This is a genomic window from uncultured Dokdonia sp., from assembly GCF_947492535.1.
GTDB lineage: Bacteria > Bacteroidota > Bacteroidia > Flavobacteriales > Flavobacteriaceae > Dokdonia.
Genome location: NZ_CANLNH010000018.1, coordinates 1 through 16,734, shown reverse-complemented (window position 1 = coordinate 16,734; position 16,734 = coordinate 1). Strand labels below are relative to the sequence as shown.

Below are 16,734 nucleotides of genomic sequence, written 5' to 3'. Positions count from 1 at the left end.
TATTAACTCCAACTATGTTTATACAGTACTTTAGAAAGACTATCTGTATCTAACATTCTACTACTCCCTAAATAATTATCATTTACAATATCAAACGCTACTTTTCCTACAAGATAGTCCTCTAATATCCCGTCGTTAAACAATGCAACATTAACGGTATATCGTCCTGGCATAATAGTAAGATGATCTTCTAAAGAACATGTTATTTTAGTGATCCCATTTTCTTTAAATTTTAATGCCCCTTGACTCTGGCTATCAAATCGTAAAATCCCTTCTTCTTTTATATTATAGACACCTACAATAATTCTAAAATTATTAGAAACAATGTCTTTTTTTATCTTAAACTCAAAATTAAAATTTAAAAAATCTCCAAGTTTAAAAACTGTCTCATGAGATTTCTTGTCATTTAGTGTTAGTTTAGAAAAAACAACATTTCCTCTTCCTTTTCTATCTTTAATATGATACAAATCTACATGTGACTCTTTACTGCCAGATAAATAATAATTTATAACTTCTTCAGTTTTTCCATCTTTTACTAGTTTTCCATCCTCTAACAATATACATCTAGAGCATAAACTTTGCACACTTCCCATATTATGACTTACAAATAAGACAGTCCTCCCTCCTTCATTAGAAATATCCTGCATCTTCCCAATAGCCTTCTTTTGGAATTCAGCATCACCTACCGCTAATACCTCATCTACTACTAATATTTCGGGCTCTAAAAAGGCAGCTACCGCAAACCCTAAACGTACTCGCATCCCGCTAGAATAACGCTTTACAGGCGTATCTATATACATCTCACATCCTGAAAACTCGATGATCTCATCTATTTTACTTGAGATCTCGACCTTTGTCATTCCAAGAATGGCCCCATTTAAAAAGATATTCTCTCTTCCTGTCAGTTCTGGATGCATCCCGGTTCCCACTTCTAGTAAACTTGCAATACGTCCTGCTGTTTTAATATTCCCTTTGGTTGGAGCTGTAACTCTAGATAGTATTTTTAGCAAGGTAGATTTTCCTGCACCATTCTTTCCTATAATACCAAGAACTTCTCCTCGCTTTACTTCAAAATTGATATCTTGTAATGCCCATACATAGTCTGAACTTGCTTTTGCACTACGATCATTTACACTCCCTACGGTAAGATAAGGATCTTCTTTGCCGCGTATTTTATGCCAAAAACGATTTACATCATGTCCTAACGAGCCCAGACCTACTTGTCCCAAGCGGTACTGTTTAGATATATGCTCTGCTTTTAAGATAATATCGCTCATATAAACTCTTTTGGAAATGCATGTTTAAGCGCATTTCGTATTTCTTTTAATTTCTCTTCACTTGGTAGTGTTTCTACTTCAGAAAAGATAGTATCATAGGTTGACATCGGTTGTTTTTGATCTATATAGGTAGCGCTATAAGGTTTCATATCAACAGATAAAAAATAATCCTCGTACTTTACATTATCACCACTTAACTTATTTGAAAATTGCACCCAAATGGCTGGAATACCATAGGTTTGAGCGACAATCACCCCATGTAGTGACGAACTGATCACTTTCTTACACTCTAAGATACGATCTGTTGTATAAAATATATCGTCATGAATAAGATTTAAGACCGTAGCCTCTTTCTCTTCTCCATACCATTTTGAAACAATATCTTGATCTACATAATGCGGAATAAACCCGTATTCGTATTTTTTTTCGATGGTAGGTTGGTAATAGTCTGGCAATAAAATAGCAGGATCTCCATATATTTCTGGACAGGAATAGCCAAGGGCTAGTATACGTTTTCGCGAAAGCGGACCCCGAACTGCACAAAACCTAGCCTTAGAAAATTGATCTTTTCTAGAAATAATACCACTTCCCCAGACCATAGCTTTGGCTTGTGTATATGACATAATACTTCCTATCGCCATGAGATATGGCTTTTTAAACCAACTTTTTCTTTTATGAGGTGCATTATAAAAAGACACTTCCTTACCACTCACCCATGAAACTATTTGAGCAGATAAAATATCTCCATAGTTTTCTTGGGCTTTATTTTCAAAAACCTTGGAAGACCAATAAAAAAGAGGGATTTGTTTTCTCATATCATTACACTGTGTCTATAAAGGTTTTTTCTGTCTTATTAAATACAATAAGCCCCAAGAAAACAAATAAAATACTTAAGCCAAAACTTATCCATAAGCCACTCATATTTGCCTGACCAACGTTTAATAACATATAACGATACGCTTCTATAACTTGCGCGATCGGATTATATTCAACCACCCAGGCATAATCTGATAGTTTTTCTTTTACTAAAGATAAAGGATACATCACGGCAGATAAATACAAAAGTAATTGCATTCCAAAAGAAATTAATATTTTAACATCCCTATATTTTGTAGCAAATGCGCTTAAGATCATTCCTACTCCTAATCCAAACATTGCAACAGTAGCAATGGCTATAGGCAATAAGTAAATCGTACTTCCTACACTAATGGGTTTTTCTTTGTACAAAAGATAATAGAGAAAGAAAACTATAAATATCGTAAGTTGTATACCATACTTAAAAAGACCAGATAGTATTCTAGATAAAGGAGAAATAACCCTTGGAAAATACACTTTACCAAATAGACCTGCATTGGTAGCAAAAGTGACTGATGTATTTGTAAGACACTCTTTAAAATAGGTCCATAAAGTAATCCCTGCAAGATTAAAAAGAAATGAAGGAGCTCCATCTATTTTTATTCCCGCTACATTATTAAACACTAAGGTAAAGATTACCGAAGTAAATAGCGGTTGTATTAAATACCATAAAGGACCTAAAACAGTCTGTTTGTATACTGTGACAATATCTCGTTTTATAAATAAAACTAATAAGTCACGGTAGCGCCATATCTCTTTAAAATTAAGATCTATAAATTTCCCTTTTGGCTTTATTTCATACAACCATTTTGTGTCTTCTGTTTTATTCAAAATCTTATATTTAAGGGCCTTTAATTACTTCTTTTTAAATATTTTTTTAATCTTTCTATGCCAACGTTTAAAAAAAGGCGCTCTCTTAATATCTTCATGATACCCGTTTCCATATGCGCCGTACCCATAGCCGTAACCATACCCGTAGCCATAGCCATATTTTCCTTTTGTTTGAAAATAATTTAAGATAAAGCTCACATTTTTCACTTCTCCCTTTGCGTATTTTTCATTAATCAATCCTAGCATTCCCTTTTTGGTATACCCTTGGCGTATCATATATAAAGAAGCATCGGCATAATTCATAATTTCAAGAGCATCAGCCACAAGTCCTACAGGAGGTGTATCTAAAATGATATAATCATAGGTTTTTTTTAATTCTTCCATAAACGCTTTCATACCATCACTTAGTAACAGTTCTGAAGGATTAGGAGGGATAGGACCCGATAGTATGATATCTAAACAAGGAATACCACTTTCTTGTTTAATTTCGTCAATGGTATTTTGACCTATCAAATAATTAACAACACCCGTTTCATTAGATAAATCAAAATCATCAAAGATTTTAGGTTTACGTAAATCTAGTCCTACTAATACGGTTTTCTTTTCGCTTAACGCGAAAACAGAGGCTATATTAATAGAGGTAAATGTTTTTCCCTCTCCACTTACAGAAGAAGTAACCAATACCGTTTTTGCGCCTTCTATGTCTTGTTTACGATACATAAACTGTAAGCTTGAGCGTATCCCACGAAAGGCTTCTGCGATAGCTGAGCGAGACCGGTCACGTACTACTAAATTATTACGATGCTTACTCTTTCCTACAACTCCTAAAATAGGAATTTTTGAAAGTTTCTTAATTTCATCTGGATTACCAATCTTCGTATTAAAAAATACCAATAAAAATACAAGTACAAGGGGAATTACCCCTCCTACAATAGCCGCTATGATATAATTAAGGCGTGTATTAGGGCCTACTTGCCCACCGCCTACATCTTTTGCCTCATCTATATAGAGTATATCCGAAACATTAGAAGCTTTTATAATGGTCGCTTCACTTCGTTTTGATAAATACAGATTACGAGCTCCTTCACTTAACGCAAATTTACGCTGAATATTAGCGAGTTTTTGTTCTGCTTCTGGAAATTTACGTAACTCTGACTCGGCAATACTTATGTCACGATTAACGTCTCGAATCTCCCTATTGATAAGACTTGTAGATGAAGCAATGTTTTCTAGAAGCACTTCTTTTTCTGCATTGATACTTCGATCTATCTCTCTAAACTTAGGATTACTCTCTTTTGCAGAATATCGTAAATCACTACGCTCTACAGACAATGCGATGATCTTACTAACACTTGATGATATATTTGCTTCTTCTATTCCAGACACTGAAGGAGCAGGAACACTTGTGTAGTCTGTTCTTGAAGTAAGATAATCTTCCAGTATTTTATAATAAGACAACCGCTGTTCTAATTCCTCTTTTTCAGTATCGTACTGTTTTAGTTTTCCTGTTAAAGTAGCTGACCCTCCTTTAAGAGCTACATCTATATTATTATTTTTAAATTCATTAAGTTCGTTTATAACAGCTTGCAAATCTTCATTACGATCTACCAGACTACTATCTATAAACTTAATCGTGTTGGTTGCAAATAAATTTTTACGCTCTAATTGATCTTTTTCCCTAACTAAAACAGATGCATTTAAGTAATCTACAATACGGTACTTATTAGTTCCAGAAAGGCTTAACTCTAAAATAGAAGAACCTCTTGGGTTTTGTGCTACAGAAATACCTCGGTATCTTTTTACAGTGCTATTAAAATTTCCAAAACTAACATAATATTCTCTTCCAGATCTAGGTTGTACTTCTGTAGATTCAAAAACGCCTTTCAAAAAAGGGAAATTTAAGGTATCTCCAAGTTTTACTGTTTCTTTAAATTCAGGAGTGGGAACAGATACATAATTAAATTTGTGGGTACTATAATTGTATACTCGTGCTTTATCCTTTGTAAAAGGAATCGTAAATTCAAAAAGTCCGTCTCCTATATCCTTTATCGTAATACGTGTGCCGTATAATTGCTCTTGTGTATCGTCTAGTTTAAATTTAAAGGGTGTTTTTCCATAGACATCAATTAAATTATATTTCCCTTGTTGTAAATAGCTGATATAATACTGTAAATAAGAAACTACTTTTTCTGTATGTGTCCGAGATTTAAAAAGAATAATACTCGTTTGTACTTTATCAGTGGTCCCGCCCCAATTAAACACTAAACTTGTATTTCCAGTAAATAAAGGATTTTGATCATCTTTAATAGAGATCATATTACTAAGTCTATATACAGGTTGTTTACGTATATTTTTATTGTAGGCAACTCCAAATGCAATTCCTAAACAGATTACAAAAAGAGGCCAAAAACTTAATACTTTAAGAAGAAATCCCTTAAAGTCAAAGAAACTACCTGAATCCTGTATGTCAAAATCTTCATCCATAATTTATAGACGTGTAAATAATAATATCGTTGTGGTAAGGGCGGTTACTACGGTAAGGATTGTTCTAAACGTATCTAACCCTGTTGTTCCTGCTCCTAAGCTCTTCTGCGGTAATGGGTTTACCACAATCATATCATTAGGTTGTATATAATAATAAGGAGAGTTCATAGCATCGATAGTCGTTAAATCGATATGATGTATTTTTTGTCCTCCTGGATATTGCCGTATAATAATAACATCGGTACGATCTCCTGTTAATGAAATATCTCCAGCGTTTGCAATCGCCTGCATGACAGATAGTTTTTCTGTAAGTTCTGTCTTAACACCTGGACCTCCTATCTCTCCAACCATCGTATATCGTATACCTGCTAACTTCACTGTTACAAAAATATTAGCTTCTTCTTCAAAATAATCTTCCAACAATTTCCCTTCTACAATGCCACGTATTTCTTCTGTAGTACGGCCTAATACATTTAGTTCTCCAAGGGTAGGCATCCGTATATTCCCATGTCTATCTACAGCAAATCCATCATAATAATATCCTTCATCTAGGCTGGTAGACCCTGATCCAATAGGATTAAAAAATTCTACAAGCTCCTGATCTAAAGCCTTTAAACGGACACTTAACACATCACCTACCTGAACCCTATAGGGTTGTTGTTGTAAATGTAAACTTATAAGGCTATCATTAGCTTTCTTAGTATTTTCTTGAAGATACGTAAGCTTTTTAGTAGGGATACAAGAAGAAATGCTCGCAAGGATAACGAGCAATAAAAGCACAGCTGGGTATTTCATCAGGTTAAGGTTATGAATAGCAAATATAGGCGTTCATCGTTAATAATGAAACTTTCATAGAGCTTTAACGCATATTGTCTTGCTATTTTCTAAAAAGGAATTGCGATTATTTGTAATCCTATCTATAGATTAGGTATTTTAGCAACATCAAAAAAGCGCGTATTTTAACGCCTAAAAACAACTAACTTGAATTACCCTTAGCAAGGTTGTATTCATCCTTCAAAACAACATACATTGAATTACCTTTCGGTTGAGCAAATATCAAAATCATTTGGAGAACATGCCTTATTTAAAGACATCTCCTTTGGCATTAATAAAGATCAAAAAATAGGTTTTGTAGCAAAAAATGGAACTGGAAAAACTTCCATGCTACAAATTATAGCAGGACTAGAAGAAACAGATAGTGGCCAAGTAGTATCTCGCAAAGGAATTACGATCTCTTACTTACCACAAGAGCCTAATTTATCTCCTTCGCTTACGATAGAAGAAACCATATTTACGGGTGACAATCAAATTGTCAAAACAATTGCTGCTTATGAAAAAGCATTAGCAAACCCAGAAGATCAAGACTCTTACCAAAAAGCATTTGAAGCCATGGATGCAATGGATGCTTGGGATTTTGAAACACAATACAAACAGATACTATCAAAATTAAAACTACACGATCTAGATAGAAAAGTAGCCTTATTAAGTGGAGGACAAAAAAAACGTCTCGCACTAGCTTCGCTTCTTCTTAGTAAACCTGATTTAGTTATTCTTGATGAGCCTACAAACCATTTAGATCTTGAAATGATCGAATGGCTAGAAGACTATTTTAAGAAAGAAAATCTCACCATTTTTATGGTTACGCATGATCGGTATTTTTTAGAAAATGTATGTAATGAAATCATAGAGCTTGATCAAGGAAAACTATATAGTTACAAAGGAAATTATGCATACTATCTTGAGAACAAAGAAATGCGTCTCGCAAATGAATCTACTGAATTAGCAAAAACAAAATTACTTTACAAAAAAGAACTTGCATGGATGCGTCGTCAACCTAAAGCGCGTACTACAAAATCAAAATCTCGTATAGATGATTTTCATAAAATCAAAGAAAAGGCGAGTCAGCGACGAAATGACCATCAAGTCCAATTAGAAATTAATATGGAGCGTTTGGGAAGTAAAATTCTTGAATTCCATAAAGTAAGTAAAGCTTTTGGAGATTTAAAAATACTGAATCAGTTCGAGTACGTGTTTAAAACAGGAGAGCGTATTGGAGTTATAGGAAAAAATGGAACTGGCAAATCTACATTTCTTAATATTATGACGGGTGCTTTGCCTGCAGATGCGGGGAAGGTCATTGTAGGAGACACTGTAAAATTTGGGTATTATACTCAAAAAGGAATCGATATCAAACCAGGTCAAAAAGTAATTGATGTTATTAAAGAATTTGGTGATTTTATTCCTCTTAAAAAAGGAAGAATTATCTCGGCAGGACAATTATTAGAACGTTTCCTTTTTGATGCAAAAAAGCAATATGATTTTGTAGAAAAATTAAGCGGTGGTGAACGCAGACGTTTATACTTATGTACTGTTTTTATACAGAACCCAAATTTTCTAATACTGGATGAACCAACAAACGATCTTGATGTCGTTACCTTAAATGTACTTGAAAACTTTTTATTGGATTTCCCAGGATGTCTTGTTGTAGTATCTCACGATCGTTACTTTATGGATAAGATTGTAGATCATCTTTTTGTCTTTAAAGGGAATGCCATTATTGATAATTTTCCAGGAAATTATTCAGACTATCGTACATATGAAGGGAATGTAAGTTTTAACAATACAGACACAGCAACTAAAGTTAGTAATCAAAAAATAATTGCAAATGCGACAGAGACTTCTTCTTCAACAGAAACTAAGTCATGGAAAGAAAAGCAACATGCTGGCAAACTAACGTATCAAGAGCAAAAAGAACACACAAAATTAGAACGTGAAATTGCACAGCTAGAAAGAGATAAAACTGAAAAAGAAAAGGAATTCTTAAATCCAGATTTAACACAAGATCAAATCACAGAAGCATCTACCGCTTTAGAAAAAATTATAACAGCTCTCGAAACTAAAGAAGAACGCTGGTTTGAACTCTCTGCAAAAATGGAAGAATGACTAGTGTTAAGTGTTAAGTGTTAAGTGTTAAGTGTTAAGTGTTAAGTGTTAAGTGTTAAAATAAAAAAAATTACAAACTCCCTCTCGTTGTAAATTATAAACCACAACTGAGAACATAAATATTGGATTTAAGGTTTGAGAAATATAAAAATGAAACAATAGATAGTGTTACACCAACTCATAACATATCTTAAATGGCTTCCTACTACCTTCCATCTTCACGGGATACACTCCCCTTTTGTGTTTTCATTTGAAAAAAAGTGTCTCAAAAGCAACACAAATAAAGATACTTATGAACTTTTAAAAACGTATAGAAATACACTTTTAAAAAACAATCAAACAATCTCAGTGACAGATTATGGCGCTGGATCACGTGTCTTTTCGTCCAACAAAAGAAAAGTAAAAAAAATTGCCAAATATGCAGGCGCTACGTTAAACCGTATGCAACTTATACAACGTATAGTTCAGTATTTTTCTCCTAACCATATATTAGAAATTGGCACCTCTCTTGGTATGGGTACTATTGCTTTAGCATCTCATAGAAAGGCACAACTCACAAGTTTAGAAGGGTGTCCTGAAACGGCTAAAATTGCAAAAACACATCTTCAGGATTTTAAGCATCCAGATATAGAAATCATCATTGGAGAGTTTAGCGAAAGCATAAAAAAAATTCAAGATAACACCTATGATCTCATTTATTTTGATGGCAATCATTCCAGAGAAGCTACCTTACAATATGCGCAAGATTTAGTAGTAACTACTACCAATGAAACAGTCTGGGTTTTTGATGACATTCATTGGTCATCAGAAATGACAAAGGCGTGGAATGAAATTAAAGAACTTCCAGAAGTTACAGTAACGATAGACTGTTTCTGGGTAGGCTTTGTTTTCTTTAGAAAAGAGCAACACAAAGAGCATTTTTCTATTAGGTTATAAATATTGAGGAAACAAAATACTCTTCAACTCTATTCTCAAATAGGTTGATTCCCATTATTTCTACATCATACTTTTTATAGACTATGTAAAGGGAATAGCATGTTTATAACAATTAAACATGCTTTCTTATTGATTCATTCTTTATGTTTTTTCGCTTTAAGCGAAATTATTATAGGCAAACTTGTAACAATCCTTTACTTTAGTCTTCTAATAGCAAAACCATTTGTTATTCCTCAAATAACAATACAGTAATTACATAGTATGAGTAATTTGATTAAGATTCGAGATATTCGAAGAAACTTTCGATTAGGAAGTGAAATTGTATACGTACTTAAGGGTATTGATTTAGATATTGATAAAGGTGAGTATGTAGCATTTATGGGGCCATCAGGTTCTGGAAAATCTACTTTAATGAATCTTTTAGGATGCTTAGACACGCCTACGTCTGGTAGCTATATTCTCAATAATCGTGATGTGAGTAGCATGTCTGATGATGAACTTGCTGATGTACGTAATACAGAAATAGGTTTTGTTTTTCAAACATTTAATTTACTTCCGCGTACTACAGCGTTAGATAATGTAGCCTTACCCATGGTATATGCAGGATCTTCCAAAACAGATCGTCGCAAACGTGCCGAAGAGGTACTTACTGATGTAGGTCTTGCAGATCGTATGGATCATAAACCTAATCAACTTTCTGGAGGTCAACGCCAGCGTGTAGCCGTAGGTAGAGCCTTAGTAAATAAACCTTCTATTATTCTAGCAGATGAGCCTACAGGAAACCTAGATTCAAAAACATCTGTAGAGATCATGGCCTTGTTTGATGAAATTCATGCCGCTGGAAATACCGTTATCCTAGTTACGCACGAAGAAGAAATTGCAGAACATGCACACCGTGTCATACGCTTACGAGATGGTATTATAGAGAGTGATGTGAGAAATAAAAAGTAACTCCTTGCTTTCCTTGAAATATATTTTTTCTTTATACGCTTTCGCGAAAGCGTACCCTAGCTTTATACATTACTTTCAAATTTTCTAAAAGTACACTACTTTTAGCTGGAAATAACCAGCATGAATCTTTCGGAAGAAAATATCCAGCACATTCTACAAGAGAATAAAGACTTAAAAAAAAGATTAGATGAAATTTCATCTAAACAAAATCAAAACAAAGACAGACTCTTAAAAGCATCTATAAAAGGTGTTGGTATATGGGCGGGTGCTGATTTAAAAAATAGTTTTAATATTGTTTTTGAAGAGCTCCCAAATGTTTCTAAAAAATCATTTGCACAACTTTCTGCGAGTATCGCAAAACGATTAACTCGTATCGGACTTTTCACGCTGTTATTTGCTGTGATTCCTGCACTTGTACTCCTTGTACAAACAACTATTTTATTCCAACAAAATCAAAAACTAGAACGGCAAAACCAAAAAATACAACAACAAGTATATCTAGAAGAGGCAAGTAGACGTAACAATCTTGTATTTCTAATGGATAATGTGTTAGACATTGTGCACGAAGAACTTTATGATTCTAAAAATCTTACACAATCTACTACAGCCCGTATAAAATCATTAATGTATGGGTTTAGACCTTATAAGTTTCTGGAAGGAGAGCAACTTACCGAGCCACTAAGTCCTGAAAAAGGGCAATTTTTATTAGCACTGATCCATAGTGATATAAGTAATAAGAGTATGCAAGAAATCTTTACTGCATCTTTTAATAATATATACCTTAAAGATGCAAATCTGTTTGGTGTATCGCTAGAAAATATAGATATGCCTTTCTCAGACTTCCAAGGAGCAGATTTATGGCAATCTAATCTCAAAAATGCAAATCTCTACAAAGTAAACCTCAGTTATTCAAAACTTGGGAAAGCAAATCTTACACATACCGATGTACGATTTGCACAACTAGATCATGCAAATTTAACAGATGCTATTCTCGATGATGCCTTTTTAGAAAATGCTACTTTAGAAAATACAAACCTCAGTGGAGTATCTCTTCAAAATGCACACGTAGCATCAAAAGACTGGATAGAGAATTTAAAAAAATGGAATGTTATTGGAGCAGAAGAAATCGCAAATATGTATACAATTAAAGGTCCTCGTAAAAATGAATTTGACACTGAATATTATGTTGTAGAACGTATAAAAAATTAAAACTCAAAGCTCTTTAAAAGTTTGCAAATTTCTTATAAGCGCAGTACCTTATTCACATACAAAATAATGTCATGAAATTCTTCGATTCATTATCTACAACCACACAAATATTTGTTGTCTTTATAGGACTTGCTGTTCTATTTATGGTTGTTTTTGCAAATAATAAGCGAAATAAAGACAAACTATATCACCGCAAGAGACGTAATTTCAAAGACAATTACGAAGCAAAAAGAAAAAACAAAGAAGAATAAGATGTGCTGGATAACACGCGTATTTGAATTTTATTTAGGACTAGGAATATTAGGAAAGTGAAAAAGAAATTCAAAAATTTTCCGTGAAGACGGAAAACTCATAAAAACGAACAACTATTAATCTAAGGTATACATGATGTATCCCTTTCTATAAAAAGTCGATAGCGAGATAAGATACTCGCCTTCGCGAGTAGTAATGAAAATATACACAAAAACAGGAGATAAAGGAACCACAGCACTTTTTGGAGGCACACGTGTTCCTAAACATCATATTAGAATAGATAGCTATGGAACTGTAGACGAACTTAATTCTCATATAGGACTCATACGTGATCAAGAGATTGATCCTAGAAGCAAAGAAATTCTAGTACATATACAAGATAGACTTTTTACGGTAGGGGCGGTTCTTGCAACCGATCCAGAGAAAATGACATTAAAAAATGGAAAAGACAGGCTTAATATCCCTCGTGTAGATGAAGAAGATATCACACTTCTAGAAACAGAGATGGATACCATGAATGATCATTTACCTCCCATGACACATTTTGTATTGCCTGGCGGACACACAACAGTGTCATATTGTCACATAGCTCGCTGTGTATGCCGTAGAGCAGAGCGTTTAGCCACAGCACTTTATGAAGCAGAACCTTTTGACGAGTATACTTTAAAGTACCTAAACAGACTTTCTGACTACCTTTTTGTACTGGCACGGAAGTTGTCCCATGACTTACAAGCAGACGAGATCAAATGGATCCCGAAAAAAATAGAATAAAGAATACCCCTGCTATCCATCAAGCAAAAACAGTGCTCCCAAGTAAGAATTATAGCCGTACTGACATGCCTCTGATATATACGTTCTTAAATTTATTTTGAAATAATCGTCATTTCACTTGGTTTTCTGCTTAGAAAAATTATTTTTGCACAAAATTTAAAAACATATTTGATATGTACTGGACATTAGAACTAGCTTCGTATTTAAGTGATGCACCTTGGCCGGCAACAAAAGATGAATTGATCGATTATGCGATAAGAACTGGAGCACCTCTAGAAGTAGTTGAAAATCTACAAGCAATTGAAGATGAAGGTGACTCTTATGATTCAATCGAAGAGATTTGGCCAGATTATCCTTCTGATGAAGATTATCTCTGGAACGAAGATGAATATTAATAAAACATTACGTTAAAACACTATAAAAAGTCTCGCATAGAGGCTTTTTTTTTGAGTAAATTTGATGTTTATAAATTACACATAACAGACACCATATATTATGGGATTATTAGACAAAGTATTAAAAGTATTTGTAGGTGATAAGTCTAAACAAGATGTTGGGGCTATTACACCTATTGTAGATAAGATCAAGTCATACGAAAGTGAGTTTGAAGCTATTTCCTTAGACGAGTTAAGAGGAAAGACTGTCGAATTTAAAAAACGTCTTGCTGATGCATTACAAGAGATAAACGATCGTATCTCAGCATTACAATCTGAAGCAGAAACTACCGAAGATATAGATCATAGAGAAGAAATCTACACACAAATAGATGGCTTAAAAGACGAATCATATACGGTTTCTGAAAAAACATTAAATGACATTCTTCCTGAAGCTTTTGCTGTTGTTAAAGAAACAGCAAAACGTTTTACTCATAATACTTCACTAGAAGTGACTGCCTCAGAATATGACAGACTCTTAAGTGGTACTAAAGAGTATGTGACTCTAAATGGTGATAAAGCCATATGGGCAAATAGTTGGGATGCTGCAGGTAAAGAAGTTACTTGGGATATGATCCACTATGATGTGCAGCTTATTGGAGGTGTTGCCATGCATCAAGGTAAAATTGCCGAAATGCAAACAGGAGAAGGTAAAACACTTGTGGCTACCTTACCTGTATATCTTAATGCGCTTACGGGTAATGGAGTTCACTTAGTAACTGTAAATGATTACTTAGCAAAACGTGATAGCGCATGGATGGCTCCAATTTTTCAATTCCATGGATTGACGATAGACTGTATCGATTATCACAGACCGAATAGTCCAGAACGTCGTGCAGCGTATGCCGCAGATATTACCTATGGTACCAACAATGAATTTGGTTTTGATTACTTACGTGATAATATGTCACATGCGCCAGATGACTTAGTACAACGTCCTCACAATTATGCTATTGTAGATGAAGTTGACTCGGTACTTGTAGATGATGCTCGTACACCGCTTATTATTTCTGGACCTGTACCAAAAGGAGATGTCCATGAATTTGATGCTCTAAAACCACAAATAGAAAAATTAGTTTCTATACAACGCCAACAATTAGTTGGAACACTTGCAGAGGCAAAAAAATTAATTGCTGCTGGAGATACGAAAGAAGGAGGCGTACAATTACTACGTGTATATCGTGGTCTTCCAAAAAACAAAGCACTTATTAAATATCTAAGTGAAGAAGGAATTCGTCAATTATTACAAAAGACAGAAAACTTCTACATGCAAGATAATAATCGTGAGATGCCTAAGATTGATGCAGAATTATACTTCACTATTGATGAGAAGAATAATCAAATCGAACTTGCCGATCGCGGAATAGAATACCTTTCTGGAGCAGAAGACCCAAACTTCTTTGTGATGCCAGAAATGGGGATGGAGATTTCTAAAATTGAAGAAAAAGGACTTACACCCGAACAAGAAGCTGAAGAAAAAGAAGAACTCTTCCGTGAATTTAGCGTAAAGTCAGAACGTATTCATACCATGAACCAGTTACTAAAAGCCTATACGCTTTTTGAAAAAGATACGGAGTATGTTGTGATGGAAAACAAAGTAATGATCGTCGATGAGCAAACAGGACGTATCATGGACGGGCGCCGTTATAGTGATGGCCTTCATCAAGCAATTGAAGCAAAAGAGAATGTAAAAATTGAAGATGCTACACAAACATTTGCTACCGTAACATTACAGAATTACTTCCGTATGTATCGTAAATTATCTGGTATGACAGGTACTGCGATTACAGAAGCTGGAGAACTTTGGGAAATCTACAAATTAGATGTTATTGAAATCCCAACAAATAGACCTATTGCTCGTAAAGATAGAGATGATCTTGTTTATAAAACAAAACGTGAAAAATACAACGCAGTTATAGAAGAAGTAACACAACTTTCTAATGCAGGAAGGCCTGTTCTTATTGGAACCACCTCTGTAGAAATTTCTGAGTTACTGAGTCGTATGCTTACCATACGTAAAGTGCCACATAATGTACTGAACGCAAAGCTTCACAAAAAAGAAGCAGATATTGTTGCCGAAGCTGGTAACGCCGGTATTGTAACCATTGCAACAAACATGGCAGGGCGTGGTACTGACATTAAACTTTCTGATCAAGTAAAAGATGCTGGAGGACTTGCCATCATAGGTACAGAACGCCATGATTCACGTCGTGTAGACAGACAGTTACGTGGTCGTTCGGGACGTCAGGGAGATCCAGGAAGTTCGCAATTTTATGTGTCGTTAGAAGACAATCTAATGCGTCTTTTCGGAAGTGAGCGTATCGCTAAGATGATGGACCGTATGGGTCTTAAAGAAGGAGAAGTGATACAACATGGTATGATTTCTAAATCTATAGAACGTGCGCAGAAAAAAGTAGAAGAAAATAACTTCGGTGTTCGTAAGCGATTACTTGAGTATGATGATGTGATGAATGCACAGCGTGAGGTGGTTTACAAACGTCGTCGTCATGCCCTACATGGAGAGCGTTTACGCGTAGATTTAGCCAATATGATCTATGATACTTCTGAAGTTATTGTAGAAGCTAATAAGCAAGCACAGGACTTTAAAAACTTTGAATTTGAGTTAATACGCTACTTCTCTATGAGTAGTCCTATCTCTCAATCTGATTTTGGTAGCCTTTCGGCGAAAGACATCACAGACAAAGTATACCATGCCGCATTTGATCATTATAAAGATAAAATGACGCGTAATGCAGATCTTGCACTTCCTATTATTAAAAGAGTATATGAAGATCCTGCTAGTAATTTTGAGCGTATCGTCGTTCCTTTTACAGATGGAACAAAAGAATTACGTGTTGTCACAAATCTTAAAGATGCCTACGAATCTGAAGGAAAACAACTAGTAACTGACTTCGAAAAGAATATTACACTTGCCATTATCGATGATGCTTGGAAAACGCATTTACGTAAAATGGATGAATTAAAACAAAGTGTACAATTAGCTGTTCACGAACAAAAAGATCCTTTATTAATCTACAAGTTTGAAGCCTTCGAACTTTTCAAAGTAATGATTGATAAAGTAAATAAAGAAGTGATCTCTTTCTTATTTAAAGGAGAAATCCCTCAAGGAAACCAGCAACAAGTTGCAGATGCAGGAAAAGTGAGACGTCCAAAAGAACAATTAGAGACGTCTAAAGAAGAAATTCCTAATATGGATGAGCGTTCTGCGCAAGCGAGAGCAGCTGGTAACACACAACCTCAGCAACAGCAAGTCACAGAGACTATTGTACGTGATCGTCCAAAAATAGGACGTAACGATCGTGTCACTATTAAAAATGTAATGACAGGAGAAAACAAAGAAGTCAAATACAAACAAGCAGAACCCCTCATTGCAAAAGGACAGTGGGTACTTGTAGAAGAGTAATTTTTTAGAGAATACACGTTATTAAAGAGACTATTTTATTAATAGTCTCTTTTTTTATTTCCCTTTTCGAGAATTAAGGGGCTTTCCTCTCCCTTCCGTCTGTATCTCGTCACCTCGATACAGTTACCTTCCCTCTCCAAGGGAAGAAGCTTTTTTAAAACATTAAATAGAGTAACATTCTATTTTAGAGTATTACTCTATTTCCAGTCGGTAATTTCGATACTATTTTCGCTTTTCGCGAAAATCACTCAATTACCTCACATAGTCTATTTCATTCCCTTGAAAAAGGGAATCTTATTATTAAATACTTCAATATAAATTACTATAATCGTATCTTATATATCTTTTCTAAACTCCTAAACTCCTA

General features: G+C 34.6%; 13 protein-coding genes. 8 read left to right on the top strand and 5 right to left on the bottom strand.

The genetic code is table 11. The features are described 5' to 3' along the window. Positions 1-2 precede the first annotated feature (2 nt). The 5 genes from Q1A60_RS18775 to Q1A60_RS18755 are packed head-to-tail and all read right to left on the bottom strand — an operon-like array spanning position 3 to position 6,242. Positions 3-1,277, bottom strand: a complete 1,275-nt coding sequence (locus Q1A60_RS18775) for a polysaccharide ABC transporter ATP-binding protein (RefSeq protein WP_299768775.1) — start codon at positions 1,275-1,277, stop codon at positions 3-5. Then, positions 1,274-2,092, bottom strand: a complete 819-nt coding sequence (locus Q1A60_RS18770) for a polysaccharide pyruvyl transferase family protein (RefSeq protein ID WP_299768772.1) — start codon at positions 2,090-2,092, stop codon at positions 1,274-1,276. The genes Q1A60_RS18775 and Q1A60_RS18770 overlap by 4 nt, the downstream gene beginning before the upstream one ends. Positions 2,093-2,096: 4 nt before the next feature. Further along, on the bottom strand, positions 2,097-2,966 hold the full coding sequence (locus Q1A60_RS18765) for an ABC transporter permease (protein WP_299768914.1): 870 nt from the start codon (positions 2,964-2,966) through the stop codon (positions 2,097-2,099). Between the two features lie 21 nt (positions 2,967-2,987). Next, positions 2,988-5,447: a polysaccharide biosynthesis tyrosine autokinase gene (locus tag Q1A60_RS18760; protein ID WP_299768770.1), complete on the bottom strand. Its 2,460-nt coding sequence runs from the start codon at positions 5,445-5,447 to the stop codon at positions 2,988-2,990. A 3-nt stretch (positions 5,448-5,450) separates the two neighbouring features. Continuing rightward, a complete protein-coding gene (locus Q1A60_RS18755) occupies positions 5,451-6,242 on the bottom strand; it encodes a polysaccharide biosynthesis/export family protein (protein ID WP_299768767.1) in 792 nt (263 codons plus the stop codon). Positions 6,243-6,476: 234 nt separating this feature from the next. Between Q1A60_RS18755 and Q1A60_RS18750 the strand changes: the two genes are divergently transcribed. The 8 genes from Q1A60_RS18750 to secA all read left to right on the top strand — a co-directional run bounded on the left by Q1A60_RS18750 (position 6,477) and on the right by secA (position 16,367). Continuing rightward, positions 6,477-8,390 (top strand): ABC-F family ATP-binding cassette domain-containing protein, encoded by a 1,914-nt coding sequence (locus tag Q1A60_RS18750; RefSeq protein ID WP_299768764.1) that lies wholly within the window; start codon positions 6,477-6,479, stop codon positions 8,388-8,390. Between the two features lie 165 nt (positions 8,391-8,555). Beyond that, positions 8,556-9,326, top strand: coding sequence for a class I SAM-dependent methyltransferase (locus tag Q1A60_RS18745; RefSeq protein WP_299768761.1), 771 nt, complete (start codon positions 8,556-8,558; stop codon positions 9,324-9,326). A gap of 261 nt (positions 9,327-9,587) precedes the next feature. Further along, positions 9,588-10,277 carry an ABC transporter ATP-binding protein gene (locus Q1A60_RS18740; RefSeq protein ID WP_299768758.1) on the top strand — a complete coding sequence of 230 codons (690 nt, stop codon included), beginning with the start codon at positions 9,588-9,590 and terminating at the stop codon, positions 10,275-10,277. Positions 10,278-10,397: 120 nt separating this feature from the next. Further along, positions 10,398-11,486: a pentapeptide repeat-containing protein gene (locus tag Q1A60_RS18735; RefSeq protein WP_299768755.1), complete on the top strand. Its 1,089-nt coding sequence runs from the start codon at positions 10,398-10,400 to the stop codon at positions 11,484-11,486. Between the two features lie 71 nt (positions 11,487-11,557). Further along, entirely contained in the window at positions 11,558-11,737 is a 180-nt protein-coding gene (locus Q1A60_RS18730; RefSeq protein WP_299768752.1) for a hypothetical protein, read from the top strand. A gap of 196 nt (positions 11,738-11,933) precedes the next feature. Continuing rightward, complete coding sequence (locus Q1A60_RS18725; protein ID WP_299768749.1) at positions 11,934-12,509, top strand: cob(I)yrinic acid a,c-diamide adenosyltransferase; 576 nt, start codon at positions 11,934-11,936, stop codon at positions 12,507-12,509. A gap of 173 nt (positions 12,510-12,682) precedes the next feature. Then, positions 12,683-12,904 carry a DUF2795 domain-containing protein gene (locus Q1A60_RS18720; RefSeq protein ID WP_013751528.1) on the top strand — a complete coding sequence of 74 codons (222 nt, stop codon included), beginning with the start codon at positions 12,683-12,685 and terminating at the stop codon, positions 12,902-12,904. 100 nt (positions 12,905-13,004) lie between these two features. Beyond that, positions 13,005-16,367, top strand: coding sequence for a preprotein translocase subunit SecA (gene secA, locus Q1A60_RS18715; RefSeq protein ID WP_299768746.1), 3,363 nt, complete (start codon positions 13,005-13,007; stop codon positions 16,365-16,367). The last annotated feature ends 367 nt before the right edge of the window (positions 16,368-16,734 follow it).